13 protein-coding genes and 2 tRNA genes are annotated in these 15,810 nt (G+C 69.9%); 11 read left to right on the top strand and 4 right to left on the bottom strand.

Features of this window, described 5'->3' with window-relative positions:
• The first annotated feature begins 284 nt into the window (after positions 1-284).
• On the top strand, positions 285-770 hold the full coding sequence (locus tag ABFX81_RS13980) for a ribose-5-phosphate isomerase (RefSeq protein ID WP_346138116.1): 486 nt from the start codon (positions 285-287) through the stop codon (positions 768-770).
• A 290-nt stretch (positions 771-1,060) separates the two neighbouring features.
• The gene (locus tag ABFX81_RS13975) at positions 1,061-1,876 is read left to right on the top strand and encodes an Fpg/Nei family DNA glycosylase (RefSeq protein WP_346138115.1); all 816 of its coding nucleotides are present in this window, start codon (positions 1,061-1,063) and stop codon (positions 1,874-1,876) included.
• A gap of 16 nt (positions 1,877-1,892) precedes the next feature.
• On the opposite strand, the gene ABFX81_RS13970 is transcribed toward ABFX81_RS13975, so the two are convergent.
• Entirely contained in the window at positions 1,893-3,149 is a 1,257-nt protein-coding gene (locus ABFX81_RS13970) for a GNAT family N-acetyltransferase (RefSeq protein ID WP_346138114.1), read from the bottom strand.
• Between the two features lie 163 nt (positions 3,150-3,312).
• Between ABFX81_RS13970 and ABFX81_RS13965 the strand changes: the two genes are divergently transcribed.
• Both ABFX81_RS13965 and ABFX81_RS13960 read left to right on the top strand, forming a co-directional pair.
• A complete protein-coding gene (locus tag ABFX81_RS13965; RefSeq protein WP_346138113.1) occupies positions 3,313-4,491 on the top strand; it encodes a PP2C family protein-serine/threonine phosphatase in 1,179 nt (392 codons plus the stop codon).
• A gap of 87 nt (positions 4,492-4,578) precedes the next feature.
• Positions 4,579-5,016 carry an HD domain-containing protein gene (locus ABFX81_RS13960; protein WP_086853908.1) on the top strand — a complete coding sequence of 146 codons (438 nt, stop codon included), beginning with the start codon at positions 4,579-4,581 and terminating at the stop codon, positions 5,014-5,016.
• A gap of 15 nt (positions 5,017-5,031) precedes the next feature.
• Here ABFX81_RS13960 and ABFX81_RS13955 read toward each other — a convergent pair whose 3' ends face one another.
• Positions 5,032-6,228: an acyltransferase family protein gene (locus tag ABFX81_RS13955; RefSeq protein WP_086853904.1), complete on the bottom strand. Its 1,197-nt coding sequence runs from the start codon at positions 6,226-6,228 to the stop codon at positions 5,032-5,034.
• 620 nt (positions 6,229-6,848) lie between these two features.
• Between ABFX81_RS13955 and ABFX81_RS13950 the strand changes: the two genes are divergently transcribed.
• A complete protein-coding gene (locus ABFX81_RS13950; RefSeq protein WP_003990237.1) occupies positions 6,849-7,043 on the top strand; it encodes a hypothetical protein in 195 nt (64 codons plus the stop codon).
• Positions 7,044-7,127: 84 nt separating this feature from the next.
• Positions 7,128-9,485 carry a protein kinase domain-containing protein gene (locus tag ABFX81_RS13945; RefSeq protein ID WP_086853903.1) on the top strand — a complete coding sequence of 786 codons (2,358 nt, stop codon included), beginning with the start codon at positions 7,128-7,130 and terminating at the stop codon, positions 9,483-9,485.
• 54 nt (positions 9,486-9,539) lie between these two features.
• Here the strand turns inward: ABFX81_RS13945 and ABFX81_RS13940 are convergent.
• Positions 9,540-9,610, bottom strand: a tRNA-Gly gene (locus ABFX81_RS13940).
• A gap of 164 nt (positions 9,611-9,774) precedes the next feature.
• On the opposite strand from ABFX81_RS13940, the gene ABFX81_RS13935 reads away from it, so the two are divergent.
• From ABFX81_RS13935 to clpX, 5 genes are all read left to right on the top strand, one after another.
• Positions 9,775-9,851, top strand: a tRNA-Pro gene (locus ABFX81_RS13935).
• Between the two features lie 193 nt (positions 9,852-10,044).
• Positions 10,045-11,451, top strand: coding sequence for a trigger factor (gene tig / locus ABFX81_RS13930; protein ID WP_086853901.1), 1,407 nt, complete (start codon positions 10,045-10,047; stop codon positions 11,449-11,451).
• 365 nt (positions 11,452-11,816) lie between these two features.
• Entirely contained in the window at positions 11,817-12,422 is a 606-nt protein-coding gene (locus tag ABFX81_RS13925; protein WP_030818448.1) for an ATP-dependent Clp protease proteolytic subunit, read from the top strand.
• A 109-nt stretch (positions 12,423-12,531) separates the two neighbouring features.
• Positions 12,532-13,239 carry an ATP-dependent Clp protease proteolytic subunit gene (locus tag ABFX81_RS13920; protein WP_086853899.1) on the top strand — a complete coding sequence of 236 codons (708 nt, stop codon included), beginning with the start codon at positions 12,532-12,534 and terminating at the stop codon, positions 13,237-13,239.
• Between the two features lie 181 nt (positions 13,240-13,420).
• On the top strand, positions 13,421-14,707 hold the full coding sequence (gene clpX, locus ABFX81_RS13915; protein ID WP_086853897.1) for an ATP-dependent Clp protease ATP-binding subunit ClpX: 1,287 nt from the start codon (positions 13,421-13,423) through the stop codon (positions 14,705-14,707).
• Positions 14,708-14,767: 60 nt separating this feature from the next.
• Here clpX and ABFX81_RS13910 read toward each other — a convergent pair whose 3' ends face one another.
• A complete protein-coding gene (locus ABFX81_RS13910; RefSeq protein WP_346138112.1) occupies positions 14,768-15,730 on the bottom strand; it encodes a hypothetical protein in 963 nt (320 codons plus the stop codon).
• Positions 15,731-15,810: the final 80 nt, after the last annotated feature.

The raw sequence follows: 15,810 nt of genomic DNA, 5'->3' as shown, positions 1-15,810 counted from the left end.
ACGGTTTTCCTTTGCGCCGGGGAGCTGTTTTCCGTACGCACCGCCTCAGCCGTACGAACGGGGTGTGTCGCGGCAAGACGGTGCACAGGGGCTCATACGAGCGGTGTAAGAGCGGTGTACGAGCGCGTCCAGTGAATCGGAGGCGAACGATGGGGAGAACCTTTGAATCCAGATTGTTACTTGAGGTTTTCCTGAGCTTCTATAACGCGGCTCACATTCGCCTCACGTTTTCGTGAGCGCCACCCCGCGCGCCTGCCCCGAAACACCCGTGTCACACTCGTCCCATGCGCGTGTACCTCGGCTCGGACCATGCGGGCTACGAACTCAAGAACCACCTCGTCGAGTGGCTGAAGGCGGCGGGTCACGACCCCGTCGACTGCGGCCCGCACATCTACGACGCCCAGGACGACTACCCGCCCTTCTGCCTCCGCGCCGCGGAGCGGACGGCCGCGGACCCCGAGGCCCTCGGCATCGTCATCGGCGGCTCCGGCAACGGCGAGCAGATCGCCGCGAACAAGGTCAAGGGCGTCCGTGCGGCCCTCGCCTGGAGCGAGGAGACGGCGGCACTCGGCCGCCAGCACAACAACGCCAACGTCATCGCCGTGGGCGCGCGCATGCACTCGCAGGACGAGGCGACGGCGTTCGTCGAGACGTTCCTCAACACACCGTTCTCCGGTGACGAACGTCACATCCGTCGAATCGACATGCTCGAGACGTACGAATCAACAGGCGACCTCCCGCCCATCCCGCCCCACCACCCCCAGCCGTAAGCCCCGCCGGTCCGGAGGCACACACCTGCACGACCGAGGCCAGGCGCTCACCCCGAGCGGGCGCAGCCCCCGGCCCGGGGCGCCAGGCCGCCGACATACCCCACGGCCGCCCGACCCGACCCCCGAGCCCGGCGCACAGCTCCATGCCCGAAGCCGACGTGGTGCTCAGCGTCCGGGCCTCCTGGGGCCGGCATCTGCGCCCAGTCCTGTGCCCAGTGGGCGAGGTCAGCCTCTCGACCGACCGAGTCGGGCGGCCGGGTGGGCAAAGGCGACGATCACAGGAGAAATCGGTGCCGGAAGGCCACACCATCCACCGACTGGCCCTCGACTACGCCAGGGCCTTCCTCGGCACGGCCCCGAAGGTAACCAGCCCCCAGGGCAAGTTCACCGACGCCGCCTCCCTCCTCACCGGCACGGAACTCACCCACACGGAAGCCCACGGCAAACACCTCTTCCTCGGCTTCGGCTTCCACGACGCCGACTGGATCCACATCCACCTCGGCCTCTTCGGCAAGGTCGCCTTCGGCCCCGCCCCGGCGCCCCCACCCACCGACACCGTCCGCCTCCGCCTCGCGAACGACACCACCTACGTGGACCTCCGCGGCCCCACCACCTGCGCCCTCATCACACCCCCGGAGAAGCAGGCGATACACGACCGCCTCGGCCCCGACCCCCTCCGCGACGACGCCGACCCGGACACCGCGTACCGCCGCGTCTCACGCAGCCGTACGACCATCGCCGCCCTGCTCATGGACCAGAAGGTCATCGCCGGCGTGGGAAACGTCTACCGCGCGGAGGTCCTCTTCCGGCACCGCATCGACCCGTACCGCGCGGGCAAGGACATCACCCCGTCCGAGTGGCACGCGATCTGGACCGACCTGGTCGAGCTCATGCACGAGGGCGTCCGCAACAACCGCATCGACACGGTCCGCCCGGAACACACCCCGGAGGCGATGGGCCGCCCGCCCCGAGTGGACGACCACGGCGGCGAGGTGTACGTCTACCGCAGGGCCAACCAGCCCTGCCACATCTGTGGCGGCGAGATCCGCACCGCCGATCTCGCCGCCCGCAACCTCTTCTGGTGCCCGACCTGCCAACGCCCCTGAAAAAGCAGCTCCGCCCTCAGAAACCGTGCGGCAACCACGGCGCCGCCACACCGGCCCCGAACCCCAGCGAGGCCTCCGCCAGCGCCCCCCGCCGCACCTCCCGCACACGCCCCGCCGCCCCCAGCGCCCCGAGGCTCACCCCGCCGAGATAGGCCGCCCCCAACTCCCGTACGGACAGGGCGACATCCGCCGCATCCGTCGTACGCGCGCAGGACGCCCCCTTCGCATCCCCGCTGAGCCGCCAACGCCCGGCGTTCCAGGGGCAGAACGCGTCCTCCACCTCGAACACCACATCCACCGGCGCCTGATACGTCCGCGCCTCCAGCGCGGCTCCGACATCCACCAGCCGTACGTGCAGCGAATCCCGCAGCCTCGGCTGACACCGCCGTATGTCGGACACCCAGTGCTGCCACGCGTCGTCGACCGGCCGCCCCCGCATCACCAGCGTCGACGTCAGGTCGATGCCGAACAGGAACCTCAGCATCGCCGCGTCCGCCGCGGGATCCAGCGCGGCCGAGTTCTCCACCACCACGCTGCCGTTGGGCCCGGCGGGCCCCCAGTTCGGCCTGACGCGGTACCGCGCGTACCCGACCGTCTCCCCGCCCCGCTCGGCGAGCACGCACTGGAGCGGCGACGCCCCGTCCCGGTCGCTCTCCGGATCGAGCACGCCCAGCCGCTCCCAGCCGGGCTGCCGCGCGAGCATCCCCGGCCGCGACGGCACCAGCCGCGCGTACACCGCCTCGCACACATCGACGACCTCGGCGGGAACGGCGTATCGCAGACGCACCTCGTCCGTACCCGCGGGCAGCGACGGCAGCCGCACCCGGCTCGTGTCGATCTCGGCGTTCAAGTGGAAGGTGGCGATGCCGTATCCGAACCGGCCGTAGATCGCCGGTTCGGAGGCCGTGAGCACGGCCAGCGGCTCACCCCAGGCGCGGACGTCGTCCAGCTGCCGCCGCATCATCGACGTCAGGACACCGCGCCGGCGGTGCGTGGCGGCCACGCTCACCATCGTGACGCCCGCGGCCGGCATCGAGGCCCCACCGGGCACGGTGAGCCGGAAGCGGAACGCCCCGGCCGTCCCCACGCAGTCGTCCCCGTCCCAGACACCGAGTGAACGGTCGAACTCGGTCAGGGAGTTCCACAACTCCCGCTCCTCGGCGGACTCCGGCACCCCGCCGAAGCCGCGGATGAGGGTGTCGTACCACTGGTCCCAGTCGTCCTGCCGAAGTACCCGCGGGGTCGCCGCGGAGCCGGCCGTGTCAGTCGTCATGGACCATGCCTAGCAGGGCGATGCGGGACGAGCGAGGGAATTTCCCCGGGGTGGCGCAGGGAGGCGCGCGGGGTGAAGTTCACTGTGAAGTCGGCCCTCGGACGGGGGACAAGTAGGACCTCCCGTGCCAAGTGCCCGGTCCGATGGATAGGGTCCCGAACTAATGGCAGCAGGACGAGAGCGGCGCGCGGAAGCCGAGACGTTCACGGCCCGGTTGAAGAAGCAGTGGCACCGGGCCCGCGTCGGCGTGCGCCGGGCCGCCGTGGACTACTTCCGCGGCGACGGCTCGGACTGGATCGCCCTGGCCGGTCTGCTCATGACCGTCCCGCTGATCACGGCGGCGACGCTGGCGAACTCCGTGTGGTTCTCGCCGGCCGCGCTGGTCCTGCCGGTCGTCGTGGGCGGCCTGCTGCTGCGCCCGGCGAGCCTGCTCGGCCTGTACGCGGCGGCGGCCACGGCGCTGATCGTGGAGTCGGTGCAGCTCGGCCCCTACACGGAGGGCCCGTCCCGGGTCACTCCGGGTGTGGTGCTGGTGGTCGCGGCCTGCGGTTTCTTCGGGCTGCTGCTGGCCCAGTTCCGCAGCCGCGTCGGCGTGCCCTGGCGGCGCGGCGGCACCATGCTCTTCGACCTGCGCGAACGCATCCGGGTGCAGAGCAAGCTGCCCGGCCTGCCCGACGGCTGGCACCGCGAGATGGCGCTGCGCCCGGCGGGCGGCCAGTCCTTCTCGGGCGACTTCGTGGTGGCCGCGCGCACCAACGGCGGCCGTACGCTCGAGGTCGTCCTCACCGATGTCTCCGGCAAGGGCATGGACGCGGGCTCCCGGGCGCTGCTGCTGTCCGGCGCGTTCGGCGGCCTGCTCGGCTCCCTCCCGCCGCACGCCTTCCTCCCGGCCGCCAACGGCTACCTGCTCCGCCAGGACTGGGACGAGGGCTTCGCCACCTCCATCCACCTGGTCCTCGACCTGGACTCCGGCGACTACGAGCTCTACTCCGCCGGCCACCCGCCGGGCCTCCAGCTCAGCGCGGGCAGCGGCCGCTGGGAGGAGAAGACGGCGGAAGGCCCGCTCCTCGGCGTGTACGACGGTGCCCAGTTCGACCCGGTGAAGGGCTCGCTCCGCCCCGGTGACGTGCTGATGCTGTTCACGGACGGCCTGGTGGAGACCTCCGACCGCGACATCGTCGAGGGCATCGACCGCCTGACCGGCGAGGCCGACCGTTACGTCGCGGGGGGCTTCCACGGCGCCGCCTGGCACCTCATCGAGGCGGTGGCCAAGGACGTCAACGACGACCGGGCGCTGCTGCTGATCTGCCGGGAGGGCCCGACGGCGGCCGCCGCCCGCTGAGGCGCCGTTCTCCTCAGGCGCGCACGGGAGCCGAGTGCGCACGGGAGCCAGGTGCACACTGGAGCCGTGACCGAGACACCCCGCACCATGACCCTGGCCCAGGTCGAGGCCACCGCCCGCGCCGCGCACGCCGGCCAGACCGACAAGGCCGGACGGCCCTACGCCGAGCATCTCCAGGCGGTCGCGGAGGGCGTACGGGCGCGGGGCGGTGACGAGGAACAGGTCGCGGCGGCCTGGCTGCACGACGCCGTCGAGGACGAGGCGCTCTCGCCCGAGTGGCTGCGTGAGGCCGCGCTGAGCAGTCGTACCAAGGACATCGTCCTGGCGGTCACCAAGCGGTCCGGGGAACCGCCCGAGGCGTACGCAGCGCGCATCCTCGCCACGCCCGGCGCGCTGCTGGTGAAGGAGTCGGACCTGGCCCACAACGCGGACCCGGCACGCCTCGCGGTCCTGGACGAGGACACCCGCAAACGACTGACCGAGAAGTACGCGCGGATGCGCGCACTCCTCGGTCTCGTCGGATGAATCGCGGAACGGGCGTCAGGCGTTGACCTTCTCGCGCTCCCGCTCACGTTCGCGCGCGGTCCGCTCCGCGCTCTGGCGCTCACGGGCGAGCTCGGCCGCGTCCCGCTTGAAGGCCCACTCCATCTTCGGCTCCATCGCGAAGCGGAAGAGACGCTGCACCGGCTTGGTGCACAGCACCGTCACGACGGCGGCCGCGGCGACGGTCACGGCGATCTCGCCGAGCGGCTGGTGCATCCACGTCGGCTCGAACCAGCCCTGGTAGTCGCCGGCCTTCACCAGGAAGCCGTGCAGCAGGTAGCCGTAGAGCGTGCCGGCGCCGAGCGCGGTGAACCACATGTGGCGGCGCGGCACCCAGGCGAAGAAGCAGGCGGTCAGTACCAGGGAGCAGCCGAACATCGCGAGCACCATGACCGGGCCGGTCCACCACGGCGCGCCCAGTTCCTGCGCGGAGTCCCGGTGGTAGAACCACGCGGTGTTCATGCGCGGCACGGCCCACCAGCTGACGGCCAGCGCGGCGGCGAACACGGGCACCGAGGCGATCCGCACGGAACGGCGGCGCACCATGTGGAAGTGCTCGGGCTTCATCACCAGGCCCAGCACGAAGAACGGCAGGAACTGCAGGACCCGCTGGAGGTCCAGGTCGTCACCGATCTCCGGGGAGACGGTCGCGACCATCGCGAGGCCGAGCGCGAGCGGCAGCGGCCAGCGCGCCATCTTCCAGATGGGGGTGGTCATCCGCCAGATGAACAGCGCGCACAGGAACCAGGTCAGGTACCAGGGGTCGAGAAGGCTGATCTCCTGGTGCGGGTCGTTGTCGATCCACCGCTTGAAGACGGGGTAGGCCGTCTCGAAGAGGATGTACGGCACGGCGACGCCGGTGATCAGGCGCTTGAGCCGGTCGGGCCGCATGTCGAAACTGCGCGAGAAGTAGCCGGAGATGATGATGAACGCCGGCATGTGGAAGGCGTAGACGACCTGGTACGCGGCCTCGAGTATCCGGCTGTCGCCCTTGAGCGGCTCCCAGGCGTGGCCCATGGCCACCAGCACGATCGCCAGGTACTTGGCGTTGTCGAAGAACGCGTCGCGCTGCTTGCCGCTCTGCTTCTTCTGCGGGCTCTGCGGCGAGCGCGGGCTCGGCACTCCGTCGGCCGACGACTGTGCCGGGGGAAGTGGCGCCCTGCGGTCGCCGTTCGGTCGCAGCGAGTTCGTCACAGACCCTCCCACCAAGAACTCGGGGAGACGATCCGGGACCTCGCTGCGCTTGCGGGGGACGAGGCAGCGTGGAACATCTGAGGCACCCTAGCGTTCCCTGCGGCTATTCGTAAAACGCCGGATGTGAATCCTGGCTATTCGCTGTGGGTACCCCCGGATTTCGGGTAGTTGACATCACTGTCGGAGTGATGACCAACACATCGGCCGACAGCGGACTGTGCTCATCGCCCCAGCCCTGCTTGTCGTGATACTTCCGGACTAAGTGACGCATAAGACCAGCAGGCGACTCCGGCGGAATGTCCACTTCCGCACCCTTCGAAGCCTCCTCGCAGGGTTGTTGAGGGGCTTGCGGGGCAATTCGAATTAGCTGCGAACGTGTTGTGTGGGCATGGAAACGATTCGGCTGAATTCCCTGTGCGGGCGGCGCATCGAATTGCCGTACGAGTCCCGGGCGTTCGGTCCCGGGCCCCAAGCGGCGCACACCGGTTCGGACACGAGAGACGTGGTCGATGCGTCACGGGCCGCATAGCCCGGCCGCGTTGGTGGCACGATGGTTCTGGCGGGGTGCGCTGGTCGCGTCCCGGGCCGGGAGAGCGGACCGACCGAGGGTGTGATCAGTTGTGGCCATTTCACTGTCTGTGGTGCTGCTGTTGGCGATCATCCTTGTGGTGTTGCTGAGAGGGGGATCCATCAAGGCAGGCCCAGCGATCGTGGCGGTCCTCTTCGGCTTCTTCCTCGCCTCGACCGGGATGGCCGACGACATCCAGCGATTCCTCAACTCGATAGCGGAGACCATCAACTCCATCAGCTTCTGACCGGGTCGGTACCGCGGAGCCGAGGAGCCTGCGGATACGCTCCTCCCCGACGACGGCAGTGCGTGACGGGGGGAACGTACGGGGATGGCGCTGCGCGACTCCGACCCGGCCGAGGTGGGTGGCTACCGCATCGAGGACCGCCTCGGCTCCGGCGGCATGGGTGTGGTCTACCTGGCCCGCTCGGCCTCCGGCCGGCCCCTCGCGATCAAGGTCGTGCACGGCCAGTACGCCGACGACGACGAGTTCCGCGCCCGTTTCCGCCGCGAGGTGGCCGCCGCTCGCCAGGTCAGCGGGGCCTTCACGGCCCCTGTCGTGGACGCGGACGCCGACGCGGCGCGCCCCTGGATGGCCACGCTCTACATAGCGGGCGCGGACCTCGGCACCCACGTCCGCGAACACGGCCCGCTCCCGCTGCCCCGCCTGCGCGAACTCGCCGCCGGACTCGCCGAGGCACTGCGCGACATGCACCGCGCCGGAGTCGTCCACCGCGACCTGAAGCCGGCCAACGTGATGCTCGCCGACGACGGCCCCCGTGTCATCGACTTCGGCATCTCCCGCGCCGCAGAGTTCGCCTCCGCCGACGTCCTCACCCAGACCGGCCGCGTCATGGGCACGCCGCCCTTCATGTCCCCGGAACAGTTCGCGTCCCCCCAGGACGTCGGCCCGGCCGCCGACATCTTCTCCCTCGGCTCGGTCCTCGCCTACGCGGCCACCCGCCGGGGTCCGTTCGACAGCCCCAGCCCGTACGAGACGGCTCTGCGGGTCGTCGAGGGCGAGCCGGACCTCACCGGCGTACCGGACGAGCTCCTTCCGTTCATCCGCTCCTGCCTGGAGAAGCACCAGAAGTCGCGCCCCGCCGCGGACGACCTGTTCACCCTGCTCCGTGGGGGCGCGACCCCCGGCACCGCCCCACCACGTCCGGTACAGCCCTGGCCGGGCACCCGCCCCACCGAGCCCGCGGTCGCGGCATGGCCGGAGGCGCCCACCACCGGCCGGGGCGACGCCCCGCTCCACCTGCCCACGGAGCCGGACACCGAGCGGGAGGAGGACCGCCGCCACCGGCCCGGCAAGACACCGACGGAGCAGCGCGGTCCGGCCCCCGATCCGGCCGGGACACCGGCACCGGAGGCCGGACGCACCCGCAGGCGTCGCAGGCACGGGCTGCTGCTGATCACGGCCGCCGCGGCAGTCGCACTCGCCGCGCTCGTCACCACCACCCTCACCCTGACCCGCGACCGAGACCGCGACCGCGCGCCCTCGCCCACCGCCGAGCCGGCCGACCTCCCCGCGGGCTGGAAGCCCTGGGCGACCGCGGCGAAGGCAGCGCCGGGCAGCGACCGCATCCTGGGAGGCCCCGACACCTCCCTCAGGGGCTGTGCCGCCGTCGGTACCTCCCTGGTGTGCGCCGGCGCCGACCTCATGGCGACCCGCTTCGCTCTCGCCGACGGCCGCAACACGTGGTCCCGGCCCGTCGACCGCACCCCCGACGCCGGCTCCGGTGACGAGGGCGCGCTCATCGGGACCGGCGACGGCCGCGTCTACGGCTACGAGGCCGACGACCAGAACTCTGCGAACAGCATCCGGACCACTTACACGGTCAACGCCTTGGCCGCCGACACCGGCAAGGTGCTCTGGAGGACTGAAACCGGCGCAGGCGAGACGGCGACCGTGCCCGACAGCGCGCAGGGCGCGGCCACCGCCGTCCCCGAAGGCGTGGTCACCTTCTACGGGGCTCAGAGCGACCAGTACGCCCTGCTCGACGCCGAGACCGGCGACGTCCGCTGGAGGCAGCCGAAGCCGGACTTCCCGGACTGTGAGCTGCTCTCGGCGGCCCGCCGTGCCTACCTCCTCTGCGCGACCGCGCAGGAGGAGGGGAAAACCGGCCGCAGCACCGTCTCCCAGATCGACCCGGCCACGGGAAAGGCCCGCTGGACCGTCGAGGTCGACGGCTCCGCGCAGGTGCTCGGCCAGCACGACGGACGCCTGGTGCTCGCGGACACCCTCGACACGAGCCGCGAGCTCACGCTGATCGACGTCTCCTCCCACGTGCTCACCGTGCGGCGACTCGCGCAGCCCCGGCCCGTGGACGCCGCCGCGTACCTGGTGCGCGGCACCGTCTACTTCACGCGGGCGAGCGGAGGCGTCCGCGCGGTCTCCCCGCGAACCGGCCGGACGCTGTGGGAATCGAACTCCTCCGTGGAGCAGCAGGGACCCCCGGCCGCCTCCGCCACCCACGTGTACCTGGCGTCTCCCAGCGGCCGCCTCGCCGCTCTGAACGCGAGGACCGGCAAGATCGAGGGCACCCGCTCCGGCCGCGACGACAGCGGTCGCGCCAACAGCATGTTCGTCACCGCGGGCGCCCCGCTCGTCCTCGTCGGCGACGCCCTGTACGTCCCCTACGGCATCCGCGCCGTCTACACGGTGAACGTCCGCGACCTCTGAACCCCGGAAACGACCTCGGGCCCGGTTCCGAAGAACCGGGCCCGAGGCCTACAGAGCGGGCGACGGGAATCGAACCCGCGTAGCTAGTTTGGAAGACTAGGGCTCTACCATTGAGCTACGCCCGCACAGCGCGCGCCGCAGGTCGGGTGACCGCGGCACTGAAGGCATCGTAGCGGGTCGGGCCCGTCCGTCGCACACCGCATTCCCGCCGTGGCCGACGCGGCACGGACCCTGTGGAAATGCGTCGGCCGCACCGCCTGGCGGCATGTACCCTACGTGTCGCACCAGACGGGGTGTGGCGCAGCTTGGTAGCGCGTCCGCTTTGGGAGCGGAAGGCCGTGGGTTCAAATCCCGCCACCCCGACCAGCCGGCCGATCACCTCGCGTGATCGTCTCCTGATCATTCGCGTGATCGCCTTTTGGGCGGTGTAGTCGCTGCCGTTACTATGCAAGCTGCACGCCCGTGTGTCTCATCGTCTGAAGTCCTCCGGGCGGCGAAATCCGCCGGGCCGCTCTGGCACCGGCAGAACCCAAGAAGTCAGCCACAAGGAGACCGAACCGTGAAGAGCGCCGTGGAGACCCTGAACCCGACTCGGGTTCGGCTCACTGTCGAGGTGCCCTTCGAGGAGCTCAAGGACAGCCTCGACGCGGCGTACAAGAAGATCAACCAGCAGGTCACGGTGAAGGGCTTCCGCAAGGGCAAGGTCCCGGCCCGGGTCATCGACCAGCGGTTCGGCCGCGGTGCGGTGCTGGAGGAGGCCGTCAACGACGCGCTGCCGAAGTTCTACACCGACGCCGTCAACGAGGCCGAGCTGAGCCCCCTGGGCCAGCCGGAGGTCGACATCACGGAGCTGAAGGACGGCGAGACGCTGAACTTCACCGCCGAGGTCGACATCCGCCCCGCGATCGAGATCCCGGACTACTCCGGCATCGAGGTCGAGGTCGACGCCGTCGAGGTCACCGAAGAGGACGTCGACAAGGCGGTCGAGGAGCTCCGTGAGCGCTTCGCCTCCACCGCGCCGGTCGAGCGTGCCGCCGAGGACGGCGACGTCGTGACGATCGACCTGGAGGCCAAGGTCGAGGGCGAGGTCCTCGAGGACGGAGTCGCCGACGGCGTCTCCTACACCATCGGCTCCGGCGAGCTGCTGGACGGCATCGACGACGCCGTGAAGGGCCTGGAGGCCGGTGGCGAGGCCACCTTCACCTCCGAGCTCAAGGGCGGCTCGGCGGCCGGCAAGGAGGCCGAGGTCACCGTCAAGGTCACCCAGGTCGCCAAGCGTGAACTGCCCGAGCTGGACGACGAGTTCGCGCAGCTCGCCTCCGAGTTCGACACCATCGAGGAGCTGCGCGCCGACAGCCGCAAGCGCCTGGAGAACATGAAGCAGTACGACCAGGCCACGCAGGCCCAGGAGCGCGTCCTGGAGAAGCTGCTCGAGCTGGTCGAGGTCCCGGTCCCCGAGAAGCTGCTCGAGGACGAGGTCAACACGCGCAAGCACAACCTCGAGCACCACCAGCTCGGCCAGATGGGTCTGGACCTCGCGAAGTACCTGGAGATCCAGGGCAAGAGCGAGGAGGAGTTCGAGACCGAGACCCGCGAGGCCGCGGTCAAGGGCATCAAGACCCAGTTCGTCCTCGACGAGCTCGTCAAGCAGGAGAAGCTCAACGTCAACCAGGAGGAGCTCACCGAGCACCTCATGCGGCGTGCCGCCTCCTCCGGCATGTCCCCCGACCAGTTCGCCCAGGCGGTCGTCGAGGGCGGCCAGGTTCCGCTCCTGGTCGGCGAGGTCGCCCGCGGCAAGGCCCTGGCCGTCGTGGTCGAGAAGGCCACGGTCAAGGACACCAACGGCGAGATCATCGACCTCGACGACGAGGAGGAGGAGTCCGAGGCCCAGGCCACGGAGGCCTCCGCCGAGGAGACCCCGGCCGAGACCGCCGAGGAGAAGGCTGAGGAGAAGACCGAGGGCTGAGCCCCCGGGCACTTCGTGATGCCGTAAGGACGGGCCCCGAGAGACACACAGTGCCTCTCGGGGCCCGTTGCGCTACATGGCCTCAGGGGCGCGGGGCTGTATCGATGTGCGGCTCCGCCGCGTGGGCGCGATCGACCACGACGAGCCCGCAGCCGCCCACGGGGCGAACCACCCCCGGCGAGCCCGCGCAGCGCTACGCCCCCGGCGAACACTCCCATCTCCGGGATTCCCCGAAGGGACCCGCGCGTTAGGGTCCATGAGTACCAGGGCAGTGGAGTCTCCGATACGGCTCCCGCCCCGCAGGGAACACGTGAAGACGGCCCGGCGCCGTCGTAAGACGAGCAGGTGGATACGTGACGAATCTGATGCCTTCAGCCGCCGGCGAGCCTTCCATCGGTGGTGGCCTCGGCGACCAGGTCTACAACCGGCTGCTCAACGAGCGGATCATCTTCCTCGGCCAGCCGGTCGACGACGACATCGCGAACAAGATCACCGCGCAGCTGCTGCTCCTTGCCGCCGACCCGGACAAGGACATCTACCTGTACATCAACAGCCCCGGCGGTTCGATCACGGCCGGCATGGCGATCTACGACACCATGCAGTTCATCAAGAACGACGTGGTGACCATCGCCATGGGTCTCGCGGCGTCGATGGGACAGTTCCTGCTCAGCGCGGGCACCCCCGGCAAGCGCTTCGCGCTGCCGAACGCCGAGATCCTGATCCACCAGCCCTCCGCCGGCCTGGCGGGCTCCGCCTCCGACATCAAGATCCACGCCGAGCGGCTGCTGCACACCAAGAAGCGCATGGCCGAGCTCACGTCCCAGCACACGGGGCAGTCGGTCGAGCAGATCACCCGCGACTCGGACCGCGACCGCTGGTTCGACGCCTTCGAGGCCAAGGAGTACGGCCTCATCGACGACGTCATTCCCACGGCCGCCGGCATGCCGGGCGGCGGCGGCACCGGGGCCTGAGAGGTCCCCACGGGGCCTGTGGAGCCCCGTGAGGCCCACGGAGCCCTCCCGGGCCCCCGCGACCCCAGACAGCCCCAGCCGACCGCCTCAGCCCTTTTCAGGAGACACCGTGAACCAGTTCCCCGGCAGCGGGATCTACGACCGTATGCAGGCCGTGCAGGACATGAACGCCTCGCAGGGCCGCTACACCGGCCCGCAGGCCGAGTCCCGCTACATCATCCCGCGCTTCGTCGAGCGCACCTCCCAGGGCATTCGCGAGTACGACCCGTACGCGAAGCTCTTCGAGGAGCGCGTGATCTTCCTCGGCGTCCAGATCGACGACGCCTCCGCCAACGACGTCATGGCGCAGCTGCTGTGCCTGGAGTCGATGGACCCCGACCGTGACATCTCGGTCTACATCAACAGCCCCGGTGGTTCCTTCACGGCGCTCACCGCGATCTACGACACGATGCAGTACGTGAAGCCGGACATCCAGACGGTCTGCATGGGCCAGGCGGCCTCCGCCGCCGCCGTCCTGCTGGCCGCCGGCACCCCGGGCAAGCGCATGGCCCTGCCGAACGCGCGCGTGCTGATCCACCAGCCGTACAGCGAGACCGGCCGCGGCCAGGTGTCCGACCTGGAGATCGCAGCCAACGAGATCCTCCGGATGCGTACGCAGCTGGAGGAGATGCTGGCCAAGCATTCGACCCAGACGATCGACAAGATCCGCGAGGACATCGAGCGCGACAAGATCCTCACGGCCGAGGACGCGCTGAGCTACGGCCTGATCGATCAGGTCATCTCCACCCGGAAGATGGACAACTCGAGCCTGCGCTGAGGCGAGAGGCTGTATCGTCTGCCGCCCCTTGGCATGGTTTGGGACGGTCCACGTCAAAGCGAACCGCGCCAAGGGGGGCCCGAACGAGGGGCCCGGCAAGGTACCGTCGGACATAAGGCAGCACCAGGAGTCCGCTGGACGTCGGCGTCCAGGAGTCTCCCAGGCGAAGGGGAAGCACACCGTGGCACGCATCGGTGACGGCGGCGATCTGCTCAAGTGCTCGTTCTGCGGCAAGAGCCAGAAGCAGGTCAAGAAGCTCATCGCAGGGCCCGGTGTGTACATCTGCGACGAGTGCATCGACCTCTGCAACGAGATCATCGAGGAAGAGCTGGCGGAAACCAGCGAGGTCCGCTGGGAGGAGCTCCCGAAGCCCCGCGAGATCTACGAGTTCCTCGAGGGGTACGTGGTCGGCCAGGAGGCCGCCAAGAAGGCCCTCTCCGTGGCGGTCTACAACCACTACAAGCGGGTCCAGGCCGGTGAGAACGGCGGGGCGAACGGCCGCGACGACGCCATCGAGTTGGCGAAGTCCAACATCCTCCTCCTCGGCCCCACGGGCTCCGGCAAGACCCTCCTCGCGCAAACCCTCGCGCGGATGCTCAACGTCCCCTTCGCGATCGCCGACGCCACGGCCCTGACGGAGGCCGGCTACGTCGGCGAGGACGTCGAGAACATCCTGCTCAAGCTGATCCAGGCCGCCGACTACGACGTCAAGAAGGCCGAGACCGGGATCATCTACATCGACGAGATCGACAAGGTCGCGAGGAAGAGTGAGAACCCCTCGATCACGCGCGACGTGAGCGGGGAGGGTGTACAGCAGGCCCTGCTGAAGATCCTGGAGGGCACCACGGCCTCCGTCCCGCCGCAGGGCGGCCGCAAGCACCCGCACCAGGAGTTCATCCAGATCGACACGACGAACGTGCTGTTCATCGTGGGCGGTGCCTTCGCGGGCCTGGAGAAGATCATCGAGTCCCGGGCCGGCGCCAAGGGCATCGGCTTCGGCGCGCAGATCCGCTCCAAGCGCGAGATGGAGTCCAAGGACCAGTTCCAGGAGGTCATGCCGGAGGACCTGGTCAAGTTCGGCATGATCCCCGAGTTCATCGGCCGCCTCCCCGTCATCACCTCGGTCCACAACCTCGACCGCGAGGCCCTGCTCCAGATCCTCGTCGAGCCGCGCAACGCGCTCGTCAAGCAGTACGAGCGGCTCTTCGAACTCGACGGTGTGGAGCTGGACTTCGAGCGCGAGGCCCTCGAAGCCATCGCCGACCAGGCCATCCTCCGCCAGACCGGCGCGCGGGGCCTGCGCGCCATCATGGAGGAAGTCCTCCAGGGCGTGATGTACGAGGTCCCGTCCCGCAAGGACGTGGCCCGGGTCGTCATCACGGCGGACGTCGTCCAGTCGAACGTGAACCCGACGCTGATTCCGCGGGATGCGCGGGGGCGGGGGCCGGGGGAGCAGAAGACGGCCTAGTCACACACTGCACGCGAAGGCGCCCAGCACTTCTGCTGGGCGCCTTCGTCGTTGCCGGTGTCAGGCCTTGACGCGGACTTCCCCGCGGACCTTGGTGGTGAGGTCGATCGCCACGTCCTTGGTGACGCCCTGCGCCGCGTCACCTGGCGACACGATGGCGATGGTGCTGTAGTCGGCCCACGCGCAGAACCAGTTGGTCTTTTCCTGCTTGGTCGCCCGGTCCTGCCCCTTGACCGACTGGCACTTCATGACCGCGCCGTCGAGGTCGGCCGCCTCGGGCTCGCCGATCAGTTCGGGCTTGCCCGACCCGGTGGAGGACTCCTTCTCGGCCGACTTCTTGAAGTTGGCGAAGAACAGGTCCAGAGTCGCCTCCGGGTCGGAGATTTCGCCGTAGGCACCGGCCACCGAAAGGGTCTTGGCCGTCGCCATCTTCGCCGCGGACGACGGATCGTCGGGGTCGTAGTCGCTCAGGTCCACTGTGGAGTAGAGGCCCGCCGCGGTCTTGGCGTTCTTGACGCCGCTCTTCTCCAGCTCCGAGGTCGAGTCGGCGCCGACGGTCGACCCGTCCTTCGTGGTGCGCTTGTAGTCGCTGAGTACCGTCGCCGGCGTCGTGAGCTTGTGGGGCCCGTCGTCCTCCAGGCCACCACCACCCCCGCCGATCACGAAGTACGCGCCCACACCGATCGCGGCGACAACCGCGACCGCGCCGATGATGATGCCCGTCTTCTTCTTGCCGCCGCCCGGGGCCGGGGGCTGGGGCATGCCGTACGGGGCCTGGCCGTAGGGCGGCTGCGGCTGCTGGCCGTACGGGGGCTGCTGGCCGTACGGTCCGGGCTGCTGGGGCGGGACGCCCTGCGGGGGCTGCTGCGGGTAGCCGTAGCCGGGCTGGGGCGGAGGGGCCTGCTGGGGGTAGCCGTAGCCGGGCTGGGGGGCCTGCGGCGGCTGGCCGTAGGGACCCGGCTGCCCGTACGGTCCGGGCTGCTGGGGCTGCCCGCCGTACGGGCCCGGCTGGTTGTAGCTCATTTCTGGGTTCCCCTCCAGATGCTTATGTGTTCGAGACATCCTGGCGCAGACCCGCCGTGTCCATGGCATCGGGCCCCCCA

The sequence above is a fragment of the Streptomyces coeruleofuscus genome, assembly GCF_039532725.1.
Lineage (GTDB): Bacteria > Actinomycetota > Actinomycetes > Streptomycetales > Streptomycetaceae > Streptomyces > Streptomyces coeruleofuscus.
This window is presented reverse-complemented; position numbering and strand designations above follow the sequence as displayed.